This window comes from Pseudorhodobacter wandonensis, from assembly GCF_001202035.1.
Classification (GTDB): Bacteria; Pseudomonadota; Alphaproteobacteria; order Rhodobacterales; family Rhodobacteraceae; genus Pseudorhodobacter; species Pseudorhodobacter wandonensis.
The window spans coordinates 1-26,566 of sequence record NZ_LGHT01000038.1; the positions used below are offsets into that span (position 1 = coordinate 1).

24 protein-coding genes, 1 tRNA gene and 2 pseudogenes are annotated in these 26,566 nt (G+C 56.6%); 9 read left to right on the forward strand and 18 right to left on the reverse strand.

Translation table 11 applies throughout. The annotated features are described in order from the left end of the window. Positions 1-20: 20 nt before the first annotated feature. The 7 genes from tnpB to AKU79_RS12440 all read right to left on the reverse strand — a co-directional run bounded on the left by tnpB (position 21) and on the right by AKU79_RS12440 (position 8,707). Positions 21-374: an IS66 family insertion sequence element accessory protein TnpB gene (tnpB, locus tag AKU79_RS12410; RefSeq protein ID WP_050523626.1), complete on the reverse strand. Its 354-nt coding sequence runs from the start codon at positions 372-374 to the stop codon at positions 21-23. Next, entirely contained in the window at positions 371-799 is a 429-nt protein-coding gene (gene tnpA, locus AKU79_RS12415) for an IS66-like element accessory protein TnpA (RefSeq protein WP_050523920.1), read from the reverse strand. The genes tnpB and tnpA overlap by 4 nt, the downstream gene beginning before the upstream one ends. A 263-nt stretch (positions 800-1,062) precedes the next feature. Beyond that, positions 1,063-4,197 (reverse strand): type I restriction endonuclease subunit R, encoded by a 3,135-nt coding sequence (locus AKU79_RS12420; RefSeq protein ID WP_050523921.1) that lies wholly within the window; start codon positions 4,195-4,197, stop codon positions 1,063-1,065. Continuing rightward, a complete protein-coding gene (locus tag AKU79_RS12425) occupies positions 4,197-5,384 on the reverse strand; it encodes a hypothetical protein (RefSeq protein ID WP_050523922.1) in 1,188 nt (395 codons plus the stop codon). Before AKU79_RS12425 ends, AKU79_RS12420 begins: the two co-directional genes overlap by 1 nt. 94 nt (positions 5,385-5,478) lie before the next feature. After that, the gene (locus AKU79_RS12430) at positions 5,479-5,877 is read right to left on the reverse strand and encodes a hypothetical protein (protein ID WP_050523923.1); all 399 of its coding nucleotides are present in this window, start codon (positions 5,875-5,877) and stop codon (positions 5,479-5,481) included. Beyond that, a complete protein-coding gene (locus AKU79_RS12435; RefSeq protein WP_082224033.1) occupies positions 5,874-7,172 on the reverse strand; it encodes a restriction endonuclease subunit S in 1,299 nt (432 codons plus the stop codon). Before AKU79_RS12435 ends, AKU79_RS12430 begins: the two co-directional genes overlap by 4 nt. Beyond that, the gene (locus AKU79_RS12440; RefSeq protein WP_050523925.1) at positions 7,169-8,707 is read right to left on the reverse strand and encodes a class I SAM-dependent DNA methyltransferase; all 1,539 of its coding nucleotides are present in this window, start codon (positions 8,705-8,707) and stop codon (positions 7,169-7,171) included. Before AKU79_RS12440 ends, AKU79_RS12435 begins: the two co-directional genes overlap by 4 nt. Positions 8,708-8,964: 257 nt before the next feature. Here AKU79_RS12440 and AKU79_RS18990 point away from each other — a divergent pair. Both AKU79_RS18990 and AKU79_RS12445 read left to right on the forward strand, forming a co-directional pair. Then, a pseudogene (locus AKU79_RS18990) lies at positions 8,965-9,267 on the forward strand (integrase core domain-containing protein); the annotation flags it as partial. 89 nt (positions 9,268-9,356) lie between these two features. Beyond that, positions 9,357-10,241 carry a GIY-YIG nuclease family protein gene (locus AKU79_RS12445; RefSeq protein ID WP_156209715.1) on the forward strand — a complete coding sequence of 295 codons (885 nt, stop codon included), beginning with the start codon at positions 9,357-9,359 and terminating at the stop codon, positions 10,239-10,241. Between the two features lie 251 nt (positions 10,242-10,492). Here AKU79_RS12445 and AKU79_RS19535 read toward each other — a convergent pair whose 3' ends face one another. The 8 genes and pseudogenes from AKU79_RS19535 to leuC form a co-directional block, all read right to left on the reverse strand. Continuing rightward, positions 10,493-10,783 (reverse strand): hypothetical protein, encoded by a 291-nt coding sequence (locus tag AKU79_RS19535; protein ID WP_050523927.1) that lies wholly within the window; start codon positions 10,781-10,783, stop codon positions 10,493-10,495. 380 nt (positions 10,784-11,163) lie between these two features. Then, positions 11,164-11,240 (reverse strand) — tRNA-Pro (locus AKU79_RS12455). Between the two features lie 90 nt (positions 11,241-11,330). Continuing rightward, entirely contained in the window at positions 11,331-12,272 is a 942-nt protein-coding gene (locus AKU79_RS12460) for a DMT family transporter (RefSeq protein WP_050523989.1), read from the reverse strand. A 217-nt stretch (positions 12,273-12,489) separates the two neighbouring features. Further along, entirely contained in the window at positions 12,490-13,599 is a 1,110-nt protein-coding gene (leuB, locus tag AKU79_RS12465; RefSeq protein ID WP_050523990.1) for a 3-isopropylmalate dehydrogenase, read from the reverse strand. A gap of 75 nt (positions 13,600-13,674) precedes the next feature. Then, positions 13,675-14,662, reverse strand: a pseudogene (locus AKU79_RS20020) (endonuclease/exonuclease/phosphatase family protein). 74 nt (positions 14,663-14,736) lie between these two features. Next, a complete protein-coding gene (locus AKU79_RS12475; RefSeq protein WP_231580167.1) occupies positions 14,737-15,534 on the reverse strand; it encodes a hypothetical protein in 798 nt (265 codons plus the stop codon). Positions 15,535-15,850: 316 nt separating this feature from the next. Next, positions 15,851-16,456, reverse strand: coding sequence for a 3-isopropylmalate dehydratase small subunit (leuD, locus tag AKU79_RS12480; RefSeq protein ID WP_050523928.1), 606 nt, complete (start codon positions 16,454-16,456; stop codon positions 15,851-15,853). Positions 16,457-16,467: 11 nt separating this feature from the next. Further along, positions 16,468-17,886 carry a 3-isopropylmalate dehydratase large subunit gene (gene leuC / locus AKU79_RS12485; RefSeq protein WP_050523929.1) on the reverse strand — a complete coding sequence of 473 codons (1,419 nt, stop codon included), beginning with the start codon at positions 17,884-17,886 and terminating at the stop codon, positions 16,468-16,470. 277 nt (positions 17,887-18,163) lie between these two features. Here leuC and AKU79_RS12490 point away from each other — a divergent pair, with 277 nt between their 5' ends. Then, positions 18,164-19,510, forward strand: a complete 1,347-nt coding sequence (locus tag AKU79_RS12490) for a mechanosensitive ion channel family protein (protein ID WP_050523930.1) — start codon at positions 18,164-18,166, stop codon at positions 19,508-19,510. 4 nt (positions 19,511-19,514) lie between these two features. On the opposite strand, the gene AKU79_RS19320 is transcribed toward AKU79_RS12490, so the two are convergent. Beyond that, positions 19,515-19,655 (reverse strand): DUF3563 family protein, encoded by a 141-nt coding sequence (locus tag AKU79_RS19320; protein WP_156209720.1) that lies wholly within the window; start codon positions 19,653-19,655, stop codon positions 19,515-19,517. Between the two features lie 394 nt (positions 19,656-20,049). Between AKU79_RS19320 and rsfS the strand changes: the two genes are divergently transcribed. The 6 genes from rsfS to AKU79_RS12525 all read left to right on the forward strand — a co-directional run bounded on the left by rsfS (position 20,050) and on the right by AKU79_RS12525 (position 25,558). Then, positions 20,050-20,433 (forward strand): ribosome silencing factor, encoded by a 384-nt coding sequence (gene rsfS / locus AKU79_RS12500; RefSeq protein ID WP_082224035.1) that lies wholly within the window; start codon positions 20,050-20,052, stop codon positions 20,431-20,433. Further along, the gene (rlmH, locus tag AKU79_RS12505) at positions 20,433-20,903 is read left to right on the forward strand and encodes a 23S rRNA (pseudouridine(1915)-N(3))-methyltransferase RlmH (RefSeq protein WP_050523932.1); all 471 of its coding nucleotides are present in this window, start codon (positions 20,433-20,435) and stop codon (positions 20,901-20,903) included. Before rsfS ends, rlmH begins: the two co-directional genes overlap by 1 nt. 117 nt (positions 20,904-21,020) lie before the next feature. Beyond that, positions 21,021-22,538, forward strand: coding sequence for a 2,3-bisphosphoglycerate-independent phosphoglycerate mutase (gene gpmI, locus AKU79_RS12510; RefSeq protein ID WP_050523933.1), 1,518 nt, complete (start codon positions 21,021-21,023; stop codon positions 22,536-22,538). Further along, complete coding sequence (locus tag AKU79_RS12515) at positions 22,535-23,656, forward strand: murein hydrolase activator EnvC family protein (protein WP_050523934.1); 1,122 nt, start codon at positions 22,535-22,537, stop codon at positions 23,654-23,656. The genes gpmI and AKU79_RS12515 overlap by 4 nt, the downstream gene beginning before the upstream one ends. Before the next feature lie 8 nt (positions 23,657-23,664). Continuing rightward, a complete protein-coding gene (locus tag AKU79_RS12520; protein ID WP_050523935.1) occupies positions 23,665-25,002 on the forward strand; it encodes a S41 family peptidase in 1,338 nt (445 codons plus the stop codon). A 64-nt stretch (positions 25,003-25,066) separates the two neighbouring features. Further along, positions 25,067-25,558 (forward strand): RNA pyrophosphohydrolase, encoded by a 492-nt coding sequence (locus AKU79_RS12525; protein WP_050523936.1) that lies wholly within the window; start codon positions 25,067-25,069, stop codon positions 25,556-25,558. On the opposite strand, the gene AKU79_RS12530 is transcribed toward AKU79_RS12525, so the two are convergent. Continuing rightward, the gene (locus AKU79_RS12530; RefSeq protein ID WP_231580173.1) at positions 25,555-26,379 is read right to left on the reverse strand and encodes a 2-hydroxyacid dehydrogenase; all 825 of its coding nucleotides are present in this window, start codon (positions 26,377-26,379) and stop codon (positions 25,555-25,557) included. The genes AKU79_RS12525 and AKU79_RS12530 overlap by 4 nt on opposite strands. After that, positions 26,340-26,564: a hypothetical protein gene (locus tag AKU79_RS19750; RefSeq protein WP_231580168.1), complete on the reverse strand. Its 225-nt coding sequence runs from the start codon at positions 26,562-26,564 to the stop codon at positions 26,340-26,342. The genes AKU79_RS12530 and AKU79_RS19750 overlap by 40 nt, the downstream gene beginning before the upstream one ends. Positions 26,565-26,566: the final 2 nt, after the last annotated feature.

Sequence of the window (26,566 nt, forward strand, 5' to 3'; positions counted from 1 at the left end):
CGCCACACCAAGCGGTTGAGTCACTCTGCCGCAGCCGGTGGGCGCGTCTCCAGAGCCCTGACTTTACGCCAGTCGAGACCGGCAAACAGTGCCTCGAACTGGGCATGGTTCAGTGCCATTATCCCGTCTTTGATCGCGGGCCAGATGAAGGTCATATCCTCCAGCCGTTTGTAGGCCATCACCAGACCCGTGCCATCCCAATACAAAAGCTTCAGCCTGTCCGCCCGGCGCGCCCGGAAGACAAACACCGTCCCAGTGAACGGATCCTTGCGCAGAACCGAAGACACCAACGCCGCCAACCCATCATGACCCTTCCTGAAGTCGATCGGCTGTGTCGAGACCAGAACCCGCACCCGGTTGGAGGGGAACATCATGGCGAAGGCCCGAGCGCGCGCACAATCTCGGCAATTCTGGTAGCTGTCGCGGCACCGTCCAGCCGGATTGTCACTTGGCCCAGAGCGATTTCGATTGATCCCAAAGGCTGCGCTTCTGGCTTGCCTGGTTGACCCGAACGCACCGGCAAAGAAGGCGTATTTCCCTCCGACAGCACGAGAGACGCAAAGCAGAAGCCGTCGTCCTCCATCGCCGGCAAAACCAACGTGCCGTCCCGAGCCCGACCACGCCATTCCGACAAATGGTTCGCCCGCAGCCCATAACGTGCCGCAACCGCGTTCACCGTTACGCCAGGCTTCAGGCTTTCTGCAACGATCTGCGCCTTGACCTCGTCAGGCCAGCGCTTCTGGCCATTGCCCCGTAAATCCACCCCATAGTCCCTGAGAAACTCCACCGTAGTCGCCATCGCGAAACTCCCGCCCCATGTCCAACAGGTGCGGAGTCGCAGGTTAATCGATCATGCAGAAGGTGGGGGCCCGAGAACGCTTACGACCCGTTAGTCATCGACCGAGCGTATGATTACCTTTTGGAACGCAGTGAGCTCGATTAAAGCGAAGGGTGAAATGATTCGGAAAATTTTGACAGCGTGCTAAGATGTGGGACTCTCAATCGGTAGTAGTAGAGCTTTGGGTGAAATGTGCCACCCACACCATCCGCAATAAAAGCATTCTATTCCATGGAAATTTCTGAGAGCAATGCCTCCGCCTGCGCCAGAACGCCCCGAACTGCGGCGTCCTCCAGATCAGGCGGGTAGCCGTATTTCCGTAGGATGCGCTTCACGAGGACCCGCAGTCGCGCCCGGGCACTGTCGCGGTGTGCCCAGTCGATACTGACATTGGCTTTCAGGCCCTTCAGAAGTTCATGCGCGATGATCTTCAACTGGTCATTGCCAAGGACATCGACAGCACTCTGATTGTCGGCCAGCGCATCATAGAAAGCGATTTCCTCTGGAGTGAGGCCAGTTTCTTCACCCCTGCTTCTGGCCTCACGCACTTCCTTCGCCAGCGCAATCAGCTCTTGCAGCACCTCTACGGTGCTGATGGCATTGGTGTGATAACGGGAGATCGCTTCTTCCAGCCGTTCGGAAAACTTCCGTGTTTCAATCACGTTCGACCGGCTACGTGATCTGATCTCATCATTCAGAAGCTTTTGTAGGGCTTCTAGCGCGAGGTTTTTCTTCTCCATCTGTCCGATTTCGGCCAGGAACTCATCCGACAAGATCGAAATATCTGGCGATGAAAGCCCAGCGGCCGAAAGGATGTCGACGATCTCGGTAGAGGCGACCGCGCCATTTACGATTTGGCGAATGGCCAGATCGCGGTCGGCGGCAGAGCGGCCGGAGGTATCAGCAGCCTTGACCATCGCCGCTCGTACGGTCTGGAAGAAGCCGACCTCGTCGCGAACGTCGCGGGAGGTATCGCTGGCCGAACAGAGGGCAAAGGCCTTGGATAGCGCCAAAACCGCATCCTGATATCGACGATGGGCGGCTTTCTTGGCTTCCTTGTCTGTTTCGCGCTGGGCGGCTTCGTCTTGCTTTGCAAGGATCCAGTCGAGTGCTCCGGCTAAAGCGACCAGGCGCTGATGTGGCGTGCCTGTCAGCCCGGTTGAATAGTCAAAGCCGTGGAACATGGCGCGCACCACATCCAATCGTTCCAGAAGGGCTGCTACAGCCTCCGCCTCGTCAATACCTGCTTGTTCCTGGTCTGATTGGGAATACTGGCCTAGCGCGGATTTAAGGTTCTGGGCGATGCCAATGTAATCGACGATCAAGCCTGCGGGCTTGTCGCTGAAGACCCGGTTCACCCGCGCAATGGCCTGCATGAGGCCGTGCCCGCGCATAGGCTTGTCGATGTACATCGTGTGCATCGACGGCGCGTCAAATCCGGTCAGCCACATGTCACGGACGATCACCAGTTTAAGCGGGTCTTTCGGATCCTTTGCGCGCTTCGCCAGAAGGTCGCGCCGTGCCTTGCCGCCTATATGGGGCTGCCAGCTTTCAGGATCTGACGCAGAGCCTGTCATAACAATTTTGATCGTGCCGCCCGCATCATCATCGGAATGCCAGTCGGGGCGAAGGGCCACAATCTGGCTATAGAGGTCCACGCAGATGCGCCTGCTCATGCAGACGACCATGGCCTTGCCATCCATCGCCTGAACCCGGGCCTCGAAATGCGCTATCAGATCTTCGGCAACCATGCGTAGTCGCTTCTCAGATCCTACAAGCGCCTCGACTGTGGACCATTTGCGCTTCAGCCGTTCTTGCTCGCTGACAGCTTCATCCTCGGTCAGCTCTTCAATTTCTGCATCAACCTTGGGCTTTTCCGCGTCTGGAAGCTCGATCCGTGCGAGGCGGCTTTCGTAATAGATCGGGACCGTCGCCCCATCTTCGACGGCACGGCTGATATCATAAACGTCGATGTAATGCCCGAACACCGCAGGCGTGTTCACATCGTCCTGTTCGATAGGGGTTCCGGTGAAACCGATGAAAGACGCGTTGGGCAGCGCATCGCGCAGGTGCTTGGCAAAGCCATAGGCGATGGCGCCGGTTTTTTCGATGCGGGCTTTGAACCCATACTGGCTGCGGTGGGCCTCGTCGGCGATGACGACCACATTGCGACGGTCGGTCAGCATTGGGTATGCCTCGCCCTTCTCGGGGGCAAACTTCTGAATGGTGGTGAAGATGACCCCGCCCGAGGCGCGCGAGAGTGCCTTTTGCAAATCCTCGCGGCTATCGGCTTGCACCGGGGTCTGGCGGATCAAGTCGCGGCACATGGAAAACGTGCCGAACAACTGGTCGTCCAGATCGTTGCGATCCGTGATGACGACGATGGTTGGGTTTTCCATCGCAGGTTCGCGCACCAATTGCCCGGCGTAGAACGCCATAAGCAGGCTCTTGCCCGATCCTTGCGTGTGCCAGATCACCCCGGCTTTGCGATCACCCTGCGATCGGCTGGCTTCAACCGTGCTGATAACCGCACGTTTGACGGCGTGGAACTGGTGATAACCCGCGATGATTTTGGCGATGCCGCCGGAGGTGTCGCCAAAGACAGTGAAATCTCGCAGCAGCGATAACAACCGTGGTCGGGCAAAGACCCCTTCAATCAGCACCGACATTTCCGGCGCGCCCTTCGGGGCCACATCAACGCCATCGGTCGTGCGCCAAGGCATGAAGCGTTCCAGATCAGCGGTCAGCGACCCGATGCGGGCCTGAATACCGTCGGTCGTAACCAGCACAGCATTGGCGCGGAAGAGTGATCCGATCTGTGCCTTGTAGGTCTGCAACTGATTGAAGGCCGCGCCCAGGGTTGCGGTTTCCGCTCCGGGCTTCTTCACCTCGATTACGCCGACCGGCAGGCCGTTCAGAAACACCACCACATCCGGGCGGCGGTTGCTGCCGTTCTCAATAACTGTGAATTGGGCAATGGCCAGCCAGTCGTTCTGCTGGTCCTCAGGGTCGATCAGGCGCACGGCGTCACCGCGGATCGTGCCATCCTCGGCGCGGTACTCAACCGGCACACCCTCTACCATGGCACGGTGCAGTCGGCGGTTTTCTTCGATCAGCGAGGGGCGCTCAACCGCCAGCAACTTGCGCAGTGCATCCTCGCGGGCATCCTCAGGGATCTGTGGGTTTAAGCGGGCAATTGCATCGCGCAGGCGACTGAGCAGGAATGTGTCCGAATAGGCCTCGCGTTCTGGCGCTCGACCATCGGGGCCCGAGATCGCGTCATTGATACAGATGTAGCCCAGCTCCCCGAGGTGATCGAGTAGGACGATTTCAACTTCCGCTTCGGTCAGGGTGGGCATTACTGTTCTTCGTCCTCTTCGTCCTCTTCGTCCTCTTCGTCCTCTTCGAGATATTCCTCGAACTCCCGATTGAAACTCTCCAGATCCCGTTCGCCTGCTGCCTGATTTACAATCTGCAGGACCACCCGGACGACCAGTTCGGGCCAAACGGCTCCCGCATTGAGTGGGCCCTCGTCTTCAGCTTGATCTTCAATCGCAGCGATGGTCAGGAGTGTCAGAGTTGGTTGGTCAACGGCGTCAACCACACCATGGCAAAATGCTTCCACTGTCTCATACCATTCTTCCATAAACGGGCCATTCTGAACCTCATGGCTATACTCGTCCCAATAATTTCGAAATTTGTAATCGGCTTCAAACATCCCAAGAGCGGGCTGTTTCTTTAGTGTTTCGATAGTTTGCTTCGCGACAATATCGAACTGCGGCTTTGCCCAAGCAATGATGGCAGAGTGACATTCTTCCCAATATTTCATTTGTTTGTCATATCTTATATCGGTAGGTACAACAAATTCTTGAAAATCGTTACCGACAACCGTAATTCCTCCCACATCAAGCACTGCAGCGCGGAGGGGATGCGCACTGGCATTCGCCGTGTCATGAAACGCTCCATCTTGGCCGACGATTGTTCCTTGCTCATCATAATGTTCAGCGTTGTTTTTAGTGTGTCTGATAATGCCTAAGTCATCTAGTAAGCTCATATCTGATTCGATCAGTGTCGTCCAAACCAGCTGAGATAGGTGACAGGCAGCCCAGACGTCGATCTCGTGCAACGAAGATGGGCCACTTTCGATGCCGCATGCCGTCGAGACGAAGTCAAACGTCAGAGTCTGCCGCCAACTGCCTTCCCAAATAACCTCATTGCACTCTTTAGCGACCGTATTTTTGAAACTGTCGTCCCATTGGACAAATTCGAACTCGTGCTTTGCCCAGAACAGCTGTTCAAGGAAGTCTGCTTTGGCCAACGGCGACGAATAGGGCCAATTCCCGTTATCGGCAAAGTCATCCAAAACCCCGCCCCGGCTCGCAAGACGTGACACAACAGCCCCGATCAGCGTTTCAATGCCGCGCTTTGCCTGAGCGATGATCAGGTCCTCATACGTATCCATTTGGATAGCCATCGCCTGAAACTGCGCTGATGCGTCTTGTCGTTCTCTCGCTGCATAGGATTTGGAGGCATCATCGTCGATCATACAAGAGCCTCAGCTATCTGCACCGCATTGGCCACCCGGAATTCTTCCGATGTGAAGTGTGCCACCAAACATTCATAGCCCGGCAAGCAAGTCATCATAAAGGGTCTCCGCAAACGAAGGCGATATCGGACCAATCAGTACCCAGCACGGCCTTGCGATACTGTGGGGCGTTTTTGGCATCGATGCCGTGCCAGTCGTGTTTGCCGGTTCCATAGGCGATGAAGCCGGTCTTGTCGGTAATGAACAGGGTCAGGCCCCGCAGCGCTTCCGGGGTATCCGGCGCGTGGATGGCGGTCATCACCTCATCGAGGAAATTGCCGATGCCAACCATGGCGAGCTTCGCGCCAGTCTGCTCGACCAGTTGGGTGTAAGTCAGGTAGGGTCGTTGGGGCAGCTTGCCATGCTTTTTCAGATACTCCTGCACTGTGCGGATATGGGTGATTAGCCCGTTTCCAAGCAGCATGGCGTTCTTGGTGGGTACCGGCAGGTTCATGCGGCGGTTTCCTTTTCGGCTTGGTCAAGATCAGCCACCCGCAGCTCCCCCGACATCAGGCGTGGCAGCAGGAGGTCGCGGGTTTGGGCGAGAGTTTGGGATTCTTCAGCATTGGACCAGATTCTGTCGCGCATGGGGCGGACTATCGTTGCAAACGCCATACGCAGGGCTTGGCCGGGGTCAACCAGCGCGAATTTCTTGATGTCTTGCGTGGCCAAACTTGGGAAAACCGAGCCAGTCGTCTTTTGCAGAAGCCGGTCCATTTGCAACATTAGGGCGGTTTCGACGAACTCTTGATTGCTTTCGCGCCCTCGAATGGACGCGACGCCCCGTCCGAGGCAATACTCTGCATCAGCGAAGGCGTGTCGACCAGTGGTCGAACCGCGCACGCAAATAATCAAATCGCCACGCCGCGCAAGCTTGCTTGGCGCTGTTGTCCATTTGATCTGTCGTAGAAAAAAATCACCATATTCAACCGGGCCATTGCAAAGTGGAGTGCCGACACCCGTATCATTATATGTTGAGCCCTCGGGAGATATGCCCATGGTCACTTCGGCCAGCGCATCCATTGGCACATTATCCCACCCCACAGGCTTGCCCGCGTCGTCCAGACGGTCGGGGAATAGGGACAAGAGGTCGGGCGAGAGGTCGGGGGCTTCGCCTGCCATCTTGGTGCGGGTGGGGCCGAAATCGACGAACCAGTCGCGGAACAGCGCCCGCGCCATGGCCTCCAGCGTGGCGTTCATCCTCCGGTTCAACTCGATCTTGTCATCCAGCGCCCCGAGTGTCGCCGCAATGGCGCGTTGTTCGGGGAGGGGGATCAAGGGTATCTCGAACTTCTCGATCATCCCTTTAGTCAACGCGTTTCGAGTTGCGCCCGATGCAGAAAGCCCGAGCATGTGCGACTGCATTTCCGGCGATACCAAAAGATAGCGCAAAAAACGCGGGTCTATGATTTCCTTGTCTGGTCGAATGATCGCGACATGCTGATTGACGCGGGCAGGAAGCACCGCTGGGTCAACTTGGCAGACTCGCGCAACGCTATCTCCCGTGATGTTCAGCAACACATCATCTGCCAACACTTCTACATTGGACAGTTGGTCAGCTTGCGTCTGCGAAATGAAAGCTAGGCCGCCAAATGAAAAGCGTTCGTTGAGAATGTTCTGGCTGCGGATCAACGAAAACGGCCCTTCGGAAAGGTAGGCTTCTTTGCCGCCGCGTGGCGTTGCACCGCTGCCGATCTTTAGGCAATGATCACCTAGCCTGATCGTTCGACTCTCTTTGGTGTCCCTCACACCCCAACCCCCGCCAACCGCGCTCGAATGGTAGCCGCCAAAACCTCGGCTTCGCGAAACTGCCCTTCCAGCACCTCCTGCAACCCTGCGAACCGCTCGGCAAAGGGCACATCGTCTTCCTCTGCCGCCTCTGCCCCCACATAACGCCCCGGGGTCAACACATGGCCGTGGGAACGGATTTCCTCCAAACTCGCGGATTTGCAAAATCCCGGCACATCGGCGTAACCCTCACCCAGTCGCCAAGCGTGGTAGGTATCGCTGATCTGCGCCATATCGGCGTCGGAAAACTCTTTCCGGGTGCGGTCCACCATAAACCCCAGCTTGCGGGCGTCGATAAACAGCACCTCACCCCGCCGGTCGCGCAGTTTACGGTCGCGGGCGATGCCGTTCGACTTGTCCTTGGCCAGAAACCACAGGCAGGCCGGGATCTGGGTGGAATAGAACAACTGGCCGGGCAGGGCGATCATGCAGTCGATCACCTCGCCCTCGATCATAGCCTTGCGCATCTCGCCCTCGCCCGACTGGGTGGATGACATAGAGCCATTGGCCAGCACCACCCCCGCCGTGCCCGACGGCGCCAGATGGTGCAGGATGTGTTGCAGCCAGGCGTAGTTAGCATTGCCTGCGGGGGGGATGCCATATTTCCAGCGCCCATCCTCACGCAGCCTCTCACCGCCCCAGTCCGAGATGTTGAACGGTGGGTTGGCCAGGATCACATCGGCGCGCAGGTCGGGCAGTTCATTCTTGTGGAAAGTGCCTTCCGAGTTCCACTTAATGTCAGCGTCGATACCGCGCACGGCAAGGTTCATCTTGCACAGACGCCAAGTGGTGTAGTTGCTTTCCTGCCCGTAGATGGCGATGTCGCCTAGACGGCCGCCATGCGCCTCGACGAACTTCTCCGACTGCACGAACATGCCGCCCGATCCGCAGCAGGGATCATAGACGCGGCCTTTGTAAGGTTCCAGCATTTCAACCATGGTGCGAACGACCGAGCGGGGGGTGTAGAATTCGCCGCCGCGCTTTCCCTCGGACCCAGCGAACTGGCCGAGGAAGTATTCATAGACGCGCCCCAGCAGGTCGCGGGCCTTGTCCTTGCCTTCGCCCAAGGCGATGCCAGAGATCAGGTCGATCAACTCGCCCAGCATGACAGCGTTCAGCGCTGGGCGGCCGTAGTCCTTGGGCAGAACACCCTTGAGCGTCGGGTTCACCTTTTCGATAGCGATCATCGCCTCGTCGATCAGCTTGCCGATGGTGGTCTGTTTGGCGTTGGCCTGCAGATGCGACCAGCGCGCATCCGCAGGAACCCAAAAGACGTTTTCGGCAAGGTATGCATCTGGGTCTTCTGCATCGTCGGGGTATTCAGCCAGCAACTGCTGACGTTTTAACTCGAAACTGTCCGAAATGTGCTTGAGAAAGATCAGGCCAAGGGCGACGTGCTTATAATCTGACGGTTCCATATTGCCGCGCAGTTTGTCGGCGGTTTTGAACAGGCTGGCTTCAATGCCGAGATCTGAACCGTTTTCTATTGATGCCATTGAATAATCTGTCCCTTGCAACGTCTTTTCAGGACCGTATTTCAGCCAGAGGTTTAAATCCAGACATTAAGAAGCGATCGAAGGGAGGAGAGTTCAGACTTTGCGCAGAGATGCACCTCAGCGCATCACAATACTTTGGATTGGTTAATTATAATCTTTTGCAAGTCGCCCTTGTTCACAGCTATCCTGTGAACTTATCGGGAGCTCGACCCCAGAACAGAGACGGCCCAGTTGCGCATGCTCTGGGCCGAAAGTCATTTATCCTGCGCGGCCCGCCTGAGTTCATAAGGTCCGATAATGGGGCAGAGTTCATTGCCAATAAAGTGCGTGCTTGGAGCCGGGCTGTCGGCGCTAAAACAACTTTCATTACACCAGGATCATCATGGGAGAACGGCTATTGTGAAAGCTTCAACGCCCGTTTCCGGGATGAGATGCTTACTGGAGAGGTCTTCTACACCTTGCGCGAAGCGCAGATACTGATCGAACGCTGTCGGCATCACCACAATACAGTTAGGCCGCATAGCGCCGTGCGCTACCGCCCACCGCGCCAGAAAGCATGATGCCAATAGACCAGAGGCCGACCATGCAATAACAATCAAACTGGACCATCCGATGGGTGCACTCCACAGCCTACTATGGGACCGATTATATGGAAAATGAAATCGATGCAGAGTTGTTCGACGATCTAGTAGCTAAGAGGCTTGGCCACTATGTATACGCGCTATTTGATCCAGCAACGGGTCAACCATTCTACGTCGGCAAAGGTGGCGGTCGCGCAGGGCTAGGAAACCGCCGAATTTTTGACCATTTCGATGAAGCTCGTGGCAACGGCGGCAAAGAGCGAGATAAAATAGCGAAGATCCGAGAAATATGGAAAACTACTGGCGATGTTCAATGGAAGATAGTTCGATCGGGACTGAGAAATGATGACGAGGCGCTTTTGATTGAAAGTGCATTGATCGACATGCTGCGCGAAATGAAGATCCCGTTGACGAATAAGCAATCCGGGCATGGTTCAGTCGAGAGTGGGATGAAATCTCGCACAGAATTGCGTGCTTGGTGTGCTCCGAAGCTTGATCTCTCAAGTTTGCCGCCGTCTTTGATGAAGCGACCGATTTTCATTTTCAATATCGATAGAGGTGTGGCTGATCGTCGGAAAAATTATCCTGATGACGGCTCAGATCTCTATAAAGAAGCTACCTGCCAATTTTGGAACGTGTCGGCCAAATACCGGTCTCTAGAGGGGGCAATAGCCATCGGTTGCATCAATGGCATTACGAGAGCAGCAGTAGATATCGAAGGGTGGAAACAAGTATCCGACACACGATGGGAGATAGTTCCACACAGTTTCGCGAATGCAACGCAACATCTTAATAATTTGACCTACAAGAAGGTCTCTACAATCGTTGATCACTGTAAAGGGTTCTGGCAGCGTGGCAATTTTTTGGTAATTCGCATTGATAACAATGCTAATATCACGGTGCTTCGGGGCAGCGGCAACCACACGATATCGCTTCCTCCCAACGCAAGCTGATTGATAAATATGAGGCGGCAATCCGAAGCGGCGACTGCAGAACCAAAGCCTTAATCGAGGGCCCGTTTTGGGCTTATTCTGTTGAAAAACTCACATATTCGTCCGAACGGGCCAGATCAGTAGAATATCTTCCTTCAAAGACTGAATTTTGTTAACAACGTTTGCCAATTGGCCTTTAATGAAAACGACGCTCCATGTTTTCGAGGCACTTTTTGCGTGGCTGAGTTTTTCAGAACAGGCTCGTATCTGCCTTACGACAGGGCAGAAATAAAGCGCGCTGTGACCGTAGCCTCAACGTCACCTTTACGTGATCGCGCCTTGAGGTTTTGCACTTGCGGAGAATGACCGCTCTCCTGAAAGTTTTTCGATGTGAGCCGCGGCACGACGTTGGCGACCATTAGATGGCGGCCCACGTTGACAAACCTCGGAAGGAGGAAGCCGCGGGGGTATGCAGGCTCTAAGATGCGGTGAATCAGGTTTTCTAATTTTGTGCGGTTGATGTTGTAGAGCTCGTAGGTTGCGATAACTTCGACATTGGCCATTAGGAAGGTAGGCTGGAGTGAGCCTTGCAGAACGTGGATATTTGAGTTCTGGCGTGAGGCAGTTTCGCGCTGGGCGACTTTGTTGATTAGAGCCGGTGAAATGCGATTCCCTTGCGGCCTGTTTCGGCGCAATCCGTTACCCCAAACGTTACCCTTGGCCAAAAATAACCAAGCCCGCTTAGAGTGGGTGAAGCTAAGTTATTGCTTACTTGGTGATTTTTGGCTCCGGCGGTAGGGATCGAACCTACGACCAATTGATTAACAGTCATATCTTATACCGACCCTCCGCCTTGCAGAGACATCTGTTACCCTAATTGTTACCCTGAGTAAATTTTCGGCTGTCGCGCTGGGCCTGATGCGTCATAGTTCATTGTTTTATTTGGTCGGAGCGAGAGGATTCGAACCTCCGACCCCCTGCTCCCGAAGCAGGTGCGCTACCAGGCTGCGCTACGCTCCGACCGATGGCCGAGACATAGGCCCAACGTGCTGAATTTGCAAGTGGTTATGCCGCCGATACTGGGCAAAAAAATTGCCTATTTTGCCGTTTTCAGCGCCGCAACAACAGGCTGATGCGCGGCAGGATGCCGGTTTCATGGCGGGTGCGTGATTGCAGAACCGGGTTGTTCTTCGACACCTTTCCGCGGCTTTCACGCAGCACGATATAAAGCCCGCTGCACATGATAACCGCCGCGCCTATCAGGGTCAGCTGATCTGGCATTTCCTTGAAAATCAGGAAACCAAAGATCGTGGCCCAGATCATCTGGCTGTATTGCATCGGTGCCACGATCACCGCCTCGGCTGATCTGTAGGCGCTGATGACAAACAGGCTGGCGACAATACCAAAGGCGGCAATAATGCCGACCATGCCCAAATGCTCGATCGGCATGGGCTTGTAAACAAAGGGCAAAATAGCCCCCATGACGACAAAGTTTGCGAGCATCGGAAACAACAGCAATACAACCGACCGTTCTTCCTGACCGATCTTGCGCACGATAACCGATGCGAGCGACGAGAACACCGCTGCGGCCAGTGCTGCAGCATGGCCTAGGCCAAGCTCGGCGCCGGAGGGGCGTAGAACGATCAGCACACCGGCAAGGCCGACGCAGATTGCCAAGCCGCGACGAATGCCCACCTTTTCGCCCAAAATGGGAATCGCGAGTAGCGTGATAAGCAGCGGAGTCGCAAAGAGAATTGCGTAGGTTTGCGCCATCGGCAGCACCGAAAACGCGTAGAAAGCCGAAGCGCCGGTGATCAAAGTTGACACAGTGCGAACCAGTGTCCACCACGGGTGGCGCGGGCGTAAATTGCCATCACTGCGGTCGCTAATTAGCATCATCGCGACCAGCGGAAAACTGAGCAAGCCCGAGAAAAAGATGATCTGAAATGCCGAATAATGCCCGCCCAGAAATTTTACAAAGACGTCATGGGTGGAATAAATAGCGAACGCGATCAGCGCCATGAGTGCGCCGCGCAGGTTGGATTTCACAATCGGCATCTTTGATCTCGGTTCATTCTGGATTGCAAAAGTAGTGCGCCTGTTAGCGCTAATGCGCAAGTGCGACAAGGCAATTACCTTAGTCTTTTCCAGATTTTCGCTTCATTCCTGAAAGCGTTGGCGATGTCTCGCTTGTGGTGGAAGATGTGGACAGCAATGAAAAAAGGGGCGCTTGCGCACCCCTTTTCACGTTTTATCCCAAGCGCGGGCCTTAGAGCGAGGCATCCAGCGCCGCGATGATCACATCACCCATTTGCGTGGTGCTGATCGGGGTGCCGCCTTCTTTGTCCATCAAATCGGCTGTACGGGCGCCATCGGCCAGCACTTTTTCAATCGCCTTTTCAACGCGCGTCGCCTCATCGCCCATATCGAACGAATAGCGCAGCGCCATCGCAAAGCTAAGGATACAGGCAATCGGGTTTGCCTTGCCTTGGCCGGCAATATCGGGGGCCGAGCCGTGCACCGGCTCGTACAGCGCCTTGGGGCGGCCATTGGCCTGCGGTGCACCAAGGCTGGCCGATGGCAACATGCCAAGGCTGCCTGTCAACATCGCCGCTGTATCGGACAGCACATCGCCGAACAGGTTGTCGGTGACGATAACGTCAAACTGCTTGGGCCAGCGGACCAGCTGCATCGCGCCGTTATCGGCATACATGTGGTGCAGCTCGACCTCGGGGTATTCATTGTCATGCACCCACTGCACTTCTTCGCGCCACAGAATACCGGATTCCATGACGTTGGCCTTTTCCATCGAGTGGACCTTGTTGTTCCGGCGCTTGGCCAATTCAAACGCGGAACGCGCAACACGGCGGATTTCATTGGTGGTGTAGCGCTGGGTGTTGATGCCCACGCGGCCGCCTTCGTTATCAGGGAAAATCCCGCGTGGTTCGCCGAAATACACGCCGCTCGTCAGTTCGCGCACGATCATGATGTCCAGACCGGCGATGATGTCTTTTTTCAAACTGGAAAAATCGGCCAAAGCATCAAAGCATTGGGCAGGGCGCAGGTTGGAAAACAGGTCCATTTCCTTGCGCAGGCGCAGCAAGCCGCGCTCGGGCTTTACGCTGAAATCAAGGTTGTCATATTTCGGGCCACCGACGGCGCCCAGCAGAACAGCGTCAACCTCCATAGCGCGGGCCATTGTTTTGTCATGCAGCGGGGTGCCGTGCTGATCATAGGCGCAACCGCCGACCAGATCTTCGGACACATCGAAATGCACGCCGCGTTTGTCACCAAACCACGCGATGATCTTTTTGACCTCGGTCATGACTTCGGGGCCGATGCCGTCACCGGCGAGGATAAGAAGGGAAGGGTTGGCCAAGGAACGCTCCTGCATTTTAAGGAAAATGATTGGGGTTTGCGTAGCGTTTTGGGCCGTGATGGTCAAGGCAGCGGCTTAGGGCAAAGCAATATCAACCCAGACAGGCCGGTGGTGCGAGGCAAGGGCTACGGTTTCGGCGTTTGCCGCCGAAGGGGCGGGCCAGACCACGCCCGCATCCAACACGCGCAAGTCCGAAGACGGCAAGACGAAGTCTACCCGCAAGCCGCCGAAATCATAAAGCACGGTATCAAGCGTGGGGTTGCCCCTATGGTTAGGCTCTGCGCGGTTGTGGGTGCCTTTGGGGGTGGGGTCTTGCAGGCGCGGATCGGCAAGCAAGGCCTGCATTGCCCCTGTGCGGCCATCGCCGTCAATCGGGTCAAGCTTGGATTCGCCCAACAGGATGAAGGGGTTGCTGGGGGCAGGCATCGGCAGGGTGCCATTTAGCAGCGCCACCCAAAACGCCGCCTCATCATGGTTGCGGCGGCCGTTGCGATCTGTGGGGCCATCGAACACGGGCGGCGTGGCGTGCCAGATCAGCAGGTGCAGCGCTGTGCCGTCGGGCAGGGTGACGGGCAGATCAGTGGGCATTGCTGGACAGGCGTAGAACAGGCTTGACAGCCGCGGGCAGGCTGTCGGCGATCAGGTTTCCCGGTAAATCTTGCCACAGAAAGTCGCTAAAATCGCGAAAGCCGGTTGTATCAATCGGCAATCGAGACAGGACGGCCAGCCCGCCCTGGCCAGAAAACATGCCAAAGCCTTGGGCATCGGCGGGGCCACCCAGTCGGCCATCGCCATCGAGATCAAGTCCGGAGGGCATGCCGGTATTGGGCAGCGACGCGAAACGGAAGGGGTAAGGCGCACCTGCTTTGGCCAAGGCATCGGCCAGTGCGGTCAGCGCGACCAGATCATAGTCATAGTCAAAGGCGGTCAGCACCAGCACATCGGCATTCAGGTCGGCCAATGTGGTGACGACGGCAGCAATCTGTTTGTCGTTGCCCGATAGTATATCGTGCAGCAAAATCCCCGGCCCTTTGCGGCTGAGGTCTGGATTGAAGGTGGCGATCCGAATGGTATCAGGCTGTTGGGCAAAGCAGGGCAAAGCCAGAACAAGAAAGCAAGCAAGCGCCAAGCGGGCAATCACGCTGGGAAATACCCCGGCACGGCTTGTTCGGCATTGCGGTCACGCTTGCTGCGGATCATGCCGGCGATACGGGTCATGGCAATGCCGCGCATGAACAAAGATGCCGGAAGGAAGGCCCATATCGCGATTAACCATACCAAAGTTGGCGCGTAATGCAGATCAATGGCGCCTAAACCCATGCCGCCAAACTTGACCACTGCCGGAATAAGGAACGGGAGCAAGAAACCCAGCGCAAGGTTGAAACGGGCATCGCGTTCCAGACGCACCACCACGTCGCCACCGGCTGTGGGGTCAAACATCGGCAGATTGGTCCACACATTGAAAGCACCGTTTTGCGTCGGCCAATCATAAATCCGTAGCAGCAGCGAAAAGATAGCCAGAGCGATGATCGAAGAAAGATAGGCCACACCGGCTGCCGAGCGCACCATCAGCATGTGGTTGCGCGTGCTGTCATCAGCCAGAGTCAACGTGATCAGGCGTACAGGAGAATACGGAAAATCAAGCGCTTGGCCGACCAATAGGCCAACAGCCTCAAACAACCGGGCAAGGGTTGAGGGCGCTATCTGGCTGCGTGACATGATTGACAGGAAAAATACGATGACAAGCAGCATCAAAAAGCGCGTGCGGTTATAGGGCGGCGCATCGCGAAACTCTATCAGGCCGGGGTAGGCTGCGTTGTATTCGACAAAGGTAAGAATGCCTGCAAACAATGCGACAAGGGCGACCATCTGTTTACCGTCGGCGGTAACGCCCGGCAACAATACCGACGGCGTTGTGATCAGTACCATAATCATAAAGGCACGCACGAGCGCACCTGTGAATCTTGAAAGCACTGCTGCTCTACCCTCATTTAGGGTAGGAGCGATACGAAGCCGCCCCTTTATCCCTGTCATTTTCCGCACTTTGTGGCGGGCTGCCTTAATCTTGTGGCGGATTGCCTTAATCTTGCCCAAATTGTGCCTTCTTTCGGATTCCCTAGCAACCATTGCTTAGAGCAAACCAAAGATTTGTGGCATATTAGGGGAAAATGTGTCGCTAGATTGCATCAAATTGTGGTTAAAATAAGGGCCGCCGGTGGGGCGGCCCTATATGTTGTGTGTAGTGGGGGTGTTAGACCCAAGGGCGCAGTGCTGCGGCCTTGGATTCATAGCTGTCAATATTTGCGGCTTTTTCCATTGTCAGGCCGATATCGTCCAAGCCATTCATCAAACAATGCTTTTTAAAGGCGTCCACTTCGAAGGCAAAGCTTTGGCCATCAGAGGTGGTGACCGTCTGGTTTTCGAGGTCAACGGTCATACGGGCATTTTCGCCGCGCCGTGCATCGTCCATCAAAGTATCGACAACCTCTTGCGGCATCACGATTGGCAAGATGCCGTTCTTGAAGCAGTTGTTATAAAAGATGTCGGCAAAGCTGGTCGCGATGACCGAGCGGATGCCGAAATCCAGCAAAGCCCAAGGTGCGTGCTCGCGCGACGAACCGCAGCCAAAGTTATCGCCTGCGACGATAATTTCAGCTTTGCGATAGGCTGGCTGGTTCAGCACAAAGCTTTCAATCTCGGTCCCATCTTGGTTGAACCGCATTTCATCAAACAGGTTCGCGCCAAGGCCCGACCGTTTGATGGTTTTCAGGAACTGCTTTGGAATGATCATATCGGTGTCGATATTGACCAGTGGCATAGGGGCCGCAACCCCGGTGATTTTGGTGAACTTATCCATATGCCCAGTCCTTATGCGTGCTCAATCGCGAAATCGCGGATGTCGGTCAGGTGACCGGTGATAGCGGCGGCAGCGGCCATTGCCGGCGACAGCAGGTGTGTGCGGCCACCACGGCCTTGGCGGCCTTCAAAGTTGCGGTTCGATGTTGCGGCGCAACGCTCGCCCGGTGCCAATTGGTCGGGGTTCATCGCCAAGCACATCGAGCAGCCCGCCAGACGCCATTCAAAACCGGCGTCCATAAAGATCTGTGCCAGACCTTCTTCCTCGGCCTGTGCGCGCACAAGACCCGAGCCGGGAACAACCATCGCCCGCATCCCGTCCTTGATCTTTTTGCCTTTCAGCACGGCGGCGGCAGCGCGCAAGTCTTCGATCCGGCCATTGGTGCAAGAGCCGATGAACACAGTGTCGATCTTGATGTCGGTCAGTTTCATCCCCGGTGTCAGGCCCATGTAATCCAGCGAACGCTGTGCAGCCTCGACTTTGCCGCCTTTGAAATCTGAGGCAGCAGGCACGGTTGCCGTGATCGGCAACACGTCTTCGGGGCTGGTGCCCCATGTCACGACGGGGGCAATATCTTCGCCTTTGATCGTGATAACCTTGTCGAAATGCGCGCCTTCATCGGTGAACAGCGTTTTCCAATAGGCCAGCGCTGCCTCCCATGCTGCACCTTTCGGTGCGTGCGGGCGGCCCATGCAATAGGCAAAGGTTTTCTCATCCGGTGCGATCAGGCCTGCGCGCGCGCCGCCCTCAATCGCCATGTTGCAGACGGTCATGCGGCCTTCCATCGAAAGCTCACGAATGGCTTGGCCACAATATTCAATCACATAACCGGTGCCGCCAGCGGTGCCGGTTTCACCAATCACCGACAAGGTGATGTCTTTGGCGGTGACGCCGGGGCGCAAGCTGCCAGTGATTTCGACCTTGAAGTTCTTGGCCTTGCGCTGGATCAGCGTCTGGGTGGCCAAAACATGTTCAACCTCGGATGTGCCGATGCCGTGGGCCAATGAGCCGAACGCGCCATGGGTGGCGGTGTGGCTGTCGCCGCAGACAACTGTCATGCCGGGCAAGGTCCAGCCTTGTTCTGGGCCGACGATATGCACGATGCCTTGTCGCACGTCAGACACAGGATAGTAGTGCAGGCCGAATTCGGTCGCGTTTTTATCCAAAGCTTCAACCTGAATGCGGCTGTCTTCGGTCATGGTTTTTGCGTTTGCGCGGTCCAGCGTGGTGGGGACGTTGTGATCTGGCACGGCGATGGTTTTTTCCGGTGCGCGCACTTTGCGGCCGGTCATGCGCAAACCTTCAAACGCCTGCGGGCTGGTGACTTCATGCACCAAATGGCGGTCGATATACAGCAGGCAGGTGCCGTCTTCGGCTTGGTCGACGACATGGTCGTCCCAGATTTTATCGTAAAGGGTACGAGCGGTCATGGCTCAATCTCTCATCTAGCTAAGGAAAAATACGTTGGGTCCGCGCGGGCCACGCCCGGCGGGTAGACATCAGGCCGCAGTCAAAGCCGGGCAAGCACAGAACGGCATTGGCCGTAAAACCGCCAAGGCAAGCGCGCGCGTTCATCAATGTCAAAAAATCGGATCATGGGTGGCGTTCTACGCCTTTCCGCGCGCGTGGGCAATAAGATTGGCATCTGCCCCGTAGATAGATAAGCTGGCCTGAAACGCGCATTTCCAAAAGGGACACGCCAGACCTATGGACCCACTTAGCCCGATCAATCCCGAAATCATCAACGCAACGCAGGGGTTGTTTGCGCAGGCTGAAACCTTTGTGCTGTCGTTGCTGGTGCCCTGGCGCCTGTATCAGGTTGCGGGGATACTGGCGCTATTGGTGCTTGCATGGCTGATGCGCGGCTTTGTGTCAAAGCGGTTTATGGGTTGGGTGCGCGCGCAAGAAGGCATGTCAAAATGGCAATTGCGTTGGATGGTGACGATTGATCGCAACCTGACGATGATGCTTTTTACAATCATGAACTGGGCAACCTTTTGGTTGTTGCGGCAAGTAACCTGGCCGTCACGCAGCCAATTGTTCGAGGTGTCGGGCACGATCGGGTTGCTGCTATTGTTTGTCAGCTTTGCGTCCAAACTGATCGGGAACCGCTTTTTGTCACGGGTGGTGGCTTGGGCTGCCGGATTTTGGGTCGTTGCTGTTATTCTTGGGTTTGATACGGGCGTTTTGTCATTTCTGGACAGCTTGGCCGTTACCTTTGGCGATTTCCGGCTGTCGGCGCTGACGGTTATCAAGGCGCTTGTTGTCACTGGCGGGTTGGTTGGTGGCGCGCGGCTGGTCACGCGCGGGGCCAGTAACCGCATTCGTCAGAACCCCGATATCAGCCCGTCTATGCAGGTTCTGGCAATCAAGGGCTTGCAGCTTTTCCTGTTTGGGGGGGCAATATTTATCGGGCTAAAGGCAGTAGGGTTTGATCTGACGGGTCTTGCCGTGCTGTCAGGTGCTATCGGTGTGGGCCTTGGCTTTGGCTTGCAAAAGGTTGTGTCGAACCTTGTATCGGGCATCATCATTCTGCTGGATAAATCGATCAAGCCGGGGGATGTAATTTCACTGGGTGAGACCTTTGGCTGGATTGAATCTTTGGGCGCCCGCTATGTCTCGGTCGTAACGCGAGACGGCAAGGAGTACTTGATTCCGAACGAAGACCTGATCACCGGCCAAGTGGTGAACTGGTCGCATTCGGATCAATTTGTTCGGCTGGACCTGTTCTTTGGTACCTCTTACGGCGATGACCCGCATCTGGTGCGCAAGCTGGCGATTGAGGCCGCGGGCCGCGTGAACCGCGTTTTGAAAGACCGCCCCTCAGTGTGCCATATCGTTGGTTTTGGTGACAGCTCGGTCGATTATATCCTGCGTTTCTGGATTCAGGACCCGACCGAAGGCCTGACCAATATTCGCGGAAACGTCTATCTGGCGCTTTGGGATATTTTCAAAGAGAACGGTGTGTCCATCCCCTTCCCGCAGCGCGAGGTGAAGCTATTGAATGCCGGTGAAAATGCCAAACAAGCGGCAATTTTGGCCGCACAGGATTAGGAACCTAGAAGCCTGCGAATTTACCTTGGTCAATTTCGCGCTCGCGGCACTCTAGGTCATAGAGGCTGACAGCTTGGTTCAGATAAGCGCGCTCTAGATCTTGGCGGTTTGGCCGGCGGGGGAATAGGCGTTTTAGAAATGTCATGGTCTGCTCCGGTTCTCTCCTCCCTTGTCCTGCATATGCCGCGTTGCAGCGTAGCGCGGTAGTGCCAAAAACCGGCAAGCCGCTTTGCGTCCGGCGCATGGGATGCGGCGAATCGGTTGTGCGTTGCCGCCTGTTTTGGGCGGCCAGTTAGGTGTTTTGTCGCTGTAAAGGTCAGGCAATGGACGAAACTGCGCCTTGCCCTGCGGTGATGGCTTGCGCCCGGCCGCTGGCTGTGATTGAGGTTTGCGCCGCAAGGTGATACCTTGGCTACCATGCCCGGCGTCGGGGGCATCGTGACACTATTGTAAGGCTGGCGCGTGATATTCTGGAGGACAATGTCCTGTCTCATTCTGATCCAAAGACCGGATTACCGGTCGGGCCGAGGGCTCCGCGCATGACGGGCCAAACCGCCGCTGATACCCTGACGCCGGAAGTGCTTTTGGCCAGCATCATCGCATCGCTTGAAGATGACAAAGCCGAAGAGATTGTTGAAATCGATTTGCGTGGCCGCTCGGATATGGCGGATTATATGCTGATTTGTTCTGGCCGCTCATCGCGTCAGGTTGCATCTATTTCCGAAAAGCTTGCTGATAAGATGAAGCAGGATTTCGGGATTATCTGCAAAATGGAAGGCAAGGAAACCGGCGATTGGGTGCTGATTGATACGGGCGATGTTATCGTCCACGTCTTCCGCCCCGAAGTGCGCGAGTTTTATGACCTTGAAAAGATGTGGCAGCCTGGCGGCCATATGGGCATAGGCGTGCGCGAGGAAGACTGATGCGGGTGCATCTTTGCGCTGTGGGGCGGCTGCGTGGCGGCCCCGAGCGCGACCTGATTGACGATTATGTAACCCGGTTCAACCGGACGGGCCGGGCCTTGGGGCTTGGCCCTTTTGCTGAAACTGAGGTCGAAGACCGCAAAGGTGGCGGGATGGAGGCCGAGGCGGTCTTGCTGTCGCGGGCGGTGCCCAATGGCGCGCTGACAGTTGTGATGGACGAGCGCGGCCGCAGCATGACCAGCCCGGAGTTTGCCGAGCAGCTGGGCAAGTGGCGCGATGCGGGGCGGCAGGATGTGGCGTTTTGCATCGGCGGGGCCGATGGTTTGGCGCCAGGTTTCCGCAATTCGGCTGATTTTGCCTTGTCTTTTGGTGCAATGGTTTGGCCGCATATGCTGGTGCGGGTGATGTTGGCCGAGCAGCTTTACCGCGCAGCGTCCATATTGGCAGGCAGCCCGTATCACCGCGAATAGTGCTGCGGGGCCGATGTTTCAGGTATTTTTGCCAAGATGAAATGGGAAAGGTCTGTGCAGTTGCCCTAGAGGCGCTCTGGGCGTAAAACGCTGGCAGAGCAACAAAGAGAGCGCGCCATGGCTGTTCCGAAACCTGTTATTCTGTGCATTTTGGACGGGTGGGGGCTGAACCCTGATACCAGCGCCAACGCGCCTGTTTTGGCCAATACCCCCAATTTTGACCGGCTGATGGCAAGCTGCCCCCATGCCACGCTTATTACCCACGGCCCCGATGTCGGTTTGCCGCGCGGGCAGATGGGCAATTCCGAGGTGGGGCACACCAATATCGGCGCGGGCCGTGTGGTGGCAATGGATTTGGGCGCGATTGATCTGGCGATCGAAGAGCGGAGTTTTGGCCAGAACCCCCAGCTTTTGGATTTTATTGCAAGGCTAAAGGCCAGCGGTGGCACTGCGCATTTGATGGGCGTTATTTCCGATGGTGGTGTGCATGGTCATGTGGCGCATGTGATTGCGGCGGCCAATACTGTGGCGGCGGCGGGTGTGCCGGTGGTTATTCATGCGATTACCGATGGGCGTGATGTGGCGCCAAGCTCGGCCCCTGAACACATGGCGCGGTTGCTACAGGGCCTTGACGCGGGTGTGCGGGTTGGCACGGTGATCGGCCGGTACTGGGCGATGGACCGTGATAATCGCTGGGACCGTGTGGGCCGCGCCTTTGATGCAATGGTTGCCGCCAAAGGCGAGTCGGCGGCGGATGCGCAAGCCGCGATTGCCGCTGCCTATGCCCGTGGTGAGACGGACGAGTTTATCGCGCCGACGGTGATTGGCGATTATGCCGGTGCAAAGGCGGGCGATGGGTTTTACTGCCTTAACTTCCGCGCCGACCGTGCGCGCGAGATTCTGGCCTCGCTGGGTGATCCGTCGTTTGACGGCTTTGATGCAAGCGCCCGCCCGAAATGGGAGGCGATGTTGGGCATGGTGGATTATTCGGCCAAGCATAACGACTATATGATCACGGCCTATCCAAAGCCGGTGCTAAACAACACATTGGGCGAATGGGTGTCCAAGCAGGGGCGCACGCAGTTTCGGCTGGCCGAGACCGAGAAATACCCGCATGTGACGTTCTTTTTGAACGGCGGCGCCGAGGCTGTGAACCCAGGTGAAGACCGCGCCATGCCGAAATCGCCCAAAGTGGCGACCTATGATCTGCAGCCCGAAATGTCGGAACCCGAGGTCGCGGAAAAGCTGGTTGGCGCGATCGAGCATGGTTATGACCTGATCGTCGTTAACTTTGCCAACCCCGATATGGTGGGCCACACCGGCGATTTGCAAGCTGCGATCAAGGCCTGTGAAGCAGTGGATAACGGTCTAGGGTTGGCGCTTGCCGCATTGGAAAAAGTGGGCGGCGCGATGATTGTGACTGCCGATCACGGAAATTGCGAAACCATGGTTGATCCGGTCACTGGCGGCCCGCATACGGCGCATACGACCAACCTTGTGCCAGTAATTTTGTATGGCGGGCCTGCGGGGGCCGTGTTGCGCGATGGGCGTTTGGCCGACCTCGCGCCCACGGTGTTGCAGCTGATGTGCTTGCCGCAACCCGATGAGATGACAGGGAAAACCCTAATCGCATGATCCGCGTTGCCGCCTTTTTGATGGCGCTGAGTGCTGGTGTGGCACAGGGGCAAACCGTTGCCGAACAAGCGACACAGGCCTCGGCCGCGCTTGCGGCAGCGGTGACGGCCATGCAAGAGGCAAGCAGTGCCCGCGATCAGGTTTCGGCACTGACCCAGACCATTCAGGCCTATGAGCAAGGCCTGAGCGCGCTGCGCGATAGCCTGCGTCAAGCCAAGCTGCGCGAAGCCGCGTTGTTGTTGCAGTTTGATACCGAACGCAACCGCGTTGGCCAGCTCTTGGGGGTTTTGGGCCAGTTAGAGGCGACATCGGGGCCATTGATGCTGTTGCATCCCTCGGGGCCACTTGGCACCGTGCGGTCGGGGATGATTATCTCGGAGGTGACGCCCGCATTGCAAGCCGAGGTGACACGTTTGCAAGCAGAGCTGACCGAACTGCGTGATTTGCGCAATTTGCAGGTTGCGGCGGGCGGCATTTTGGAAAGCGGCCTTACCGTGGCCCAAACCGCCCGCACCACCCTGAGCCAAGCAATTTCAGACCGCACGACCCTGCCGCGTCGCTTTACCGAAGACCCTGATGCCCTGCGCAGCCTGCTGGAAAGCGCCGATACTTTGGGGGCCTTTGCCAATGGGTTAGAGCTGGACCTTGGCGGGGTGGACACTATGCGCAGTTTTGCCTCGGCCGAAGGTAAACTGAATTTGCCAACGCTTGGCAGCTTGCTTTTGCGCGCGAATGAGGCCGATGCCACAGGCACCCGCCGCCCCGGGATCACGCTTTCAACCCGTGCCCGCGCTTTGGTTACGGCGCCTTGGGCTGGTACGATCCGCTATCGCGGCCCGCTGCTTGACTACGGAAATGTGATTATCATTGAGCCGGGCGGAGGCTATCTTATGGTTTTTGCCGGGATGGAAACCGTTTATGGTGAAGTCGGAGAAGTCGTCGGGATGGGCGCTCCATTGGGACTTATGGGCGGTAGCGGCCAAGAAAACAGCAAAGAGTTTTTGGCGGGTGTCAACGATGTGACTGGTATTCGCGAGACAGAAACGCTTTATATCGAGATTAGAAAAGGCACCGAGCCGGTAGATCCGGCACCGTGGTTCGCCGCAACAAAGGATTGAGACAGGCAATGAAGAAATTCGCTATGGCTGCTTTGGGTGGCACGGTCGCTGGTATTCTGCTGACAACGCAAATCGCCGGCCCCTTGCTGGCGCAAGAGCCCAAGAAAACCTCGACCGTCTATGAACAGCTTGATTTGTTTGGTGATATTTTCGAACGTATCCGCAGTGAATATGTCGAAGATGTTGACACCAACAAACTGATTGAAGCGGCGATCAACGGTATGTTGACCTCGCTTGATCCGCATTCCAGCTATATGCCGCCAAAAGATTTTGACGATATGCGTGTGCAAACGCGCGGTGAATTTGGCGGGCTCGGGATTGAGGTCACGCAAGAGGACGGCTTTGTCAAAGTTGTCTCGCCCATGGATGATACGCCGGCGGCTGCGGCGGGCATTCAAACCGGCGATTTCATCACCCATGTCAACGGCGAATCTATTGCCGGCCTGACGCTGGATGCAGCGGTTGACCTGATGCGTGGGCCGGTTGGCTCGGAAATCATTATTACCGTCGTCCGCCAAGGCACGCCCGAGCCGTTTGACGTGTCGATTATCCGCGACACGATCAAGGTAACAGCAGTGCGCGCGCGGACCGTGGGCAGCACAATCGTCTTGCGGATGACCACCTTTAATGACCAGACCTATCCGGGCCTCGAAGACGGTTTGAAAAAATCTGCCGAAGAGCTGGGCGGTTGGGACAAGGTTTCGGGCGTTGTACTTGATCTGCGCAACAACCCCGGTGGTTTGTTGACACAGGCGATCAAGGTGTCGGATGCCTTCCTCGAAAAGGGTGAGATCGTGTCTACCCGTGGTCGGAACGCCACCGATGGCGAGCGTTTCAACGCCACGCCGGGCGATCTGACGGGTGGCAAGCCTTTGGTTGTTTTGATCAACGGCGGTTCTGCTTCGGCCTCGGAAATCGTTTCGGGCGCGTTGCAGGATCACCGTCGCGCGATTGTGGTGGGGACCAAGAGCTTTGGCAAAGGCTCGGTTCAAACCATCATTCCGCTGCGGGGCGAAGGGGCGATGCGCCTGACCACGGCGCGCTATTACACGCCATCGGGCCGTTCGATTCAGGCCTTGGGTGTAGCGCCTGACATCATTGTAAACCAGCCGCCACGCCAACCCGTCGCCGAAGAGCAAGAGCCAGCTTCGGCGGTTCAGGCCCGCACCGAGGCATCCTTGCGCGGCGCGTTGAACAATGACTCGATGACGGATGATGAGCGTAAGCAGCTGGAAGACGATCGCGCCCGTGCCGAAGAAGCCGCAAAGCTGCGAGAGGATGACTATCAGCTCGCCTATGCGATTGATATTTTGAAGGGCCTGTCGGCGATTGCTGTAAAGCATTGATATTACTAAAATAAAGCAAAGGGGCGCGGCAAGCGCCCCTTTGTCATATGAAAAGGCCGGTGCCATGACCAAGACAGATGTTCTACCTTACCGCCCCTGTGTGGGTGTGATGTTGATTAACGCCGAAGGCCGGATTTTTGCTGGCCAAAGGTTGGATGCCCCTGCCGGTACCGCAGCATGGCAAATGCCCCAAGGCGGGATTGATGACGGCGAAAAGCCCCGTGTGGCAGCCCTGCGCGAGCTGTGGGAAGAAACCGGCGTGACAGCGGATCTGGTAGAAAAAATTGCCAAGACCGAAGATTGGGTGACCTATGATTTGCCGCCTGAATTGCTGGGCAAGGCTTGGGGCGGCAAATACAAAGGCCAGCGCCAAAAATGGTTTCTGTACCGCTTTCTGGGCACCGATGATCAGGTGAATATCGCGACCGATCACCCCGAATTTTCCGAATGGCGCTGGATCGGCGCGGATGAGATGATCGCGTCAATCGTGCCGTTCAAGCGGGCGGTTTATGAACAGGTTGTGTCGGCGTTTCGCGGGCATCTGGCAGGTCGTTAGGCCACCATATCGGCAGTGACGCGGTGCTGCGGCGCACCGTCGGCGGCCATAGCATCGGCATTGTCGAGCGTCGTTTGCGCGATAGCCTCCAGCGCCTCGGTGGTGAAAAAGGCCTGATGGCCTGTGATCAAGACGTTTGGAAAGGTCAGCAAGCGGGCAAAGACATCGTCCTGCAACACTTGTCCCGACAGGTTTTCAAAAAACAGATCTCCCTCTTCCTCATACACATCCAGCGCGAGGCCGCCCAGTTGACCCGATTTCAGCGCGTCAATCACGGCCCGCGTGTCGATTAATGCGCCGCGGCTGGTATTTACCAACATTGCGCCGCGCTGCATTTTGGCCAAAGCACGGGCGTCGATCATATGCTTGCTTTGTGGCGTCAGCGGGCAGTGCAGCGACACCACGCGCGACTGCGACAACACCTCGGCCAGCGGCGCATATTGCGCACCGGCCGCAATGGCCTCGTCGCTTGGATAGGGGTCATAGGCCAGTATCTTGCAGCCCAGCCCTTTGAAAATGCGAATGACGCAAATGCCGATACGGCCGGTGCCGATTACCCCTACGGTTTTGCCATGCAAATCAAACCCCATAAGCCCGTTCAGGGTAAAATTCCCTTCGCGCACGCGGTTATGGGCGCGGTGAAGCTGGCGGTTAAGCCCAAGCATCAAAGCTATGGTATGTTCGGCCACGGCATAGGGCGAGTAGGCGGGCACGCGGCCTATGGCAATGCCCAACCGTTCGGCCTCGGCAACATCGACATTGTTAAACCCCGCGCAACGCATCAAGACGAGCCGCACATTCTGATCGGCCAGTGCCGCCAGCGCGGGGGCATCAAGCGTGTCATTGACAAAAGCGCAAACGGCATCTGACCCTTGGGCAAAACGGCGGTGTGGGCCGAAAGATGCGGTTCCAAAAACACCAGATCATGTGGTGCCGTGCGGTCATCATTGGCTTTGCCCAAAGACGCAATGTCATAAGGTTTGGCACTGAAAACGGAAATGCGCATAG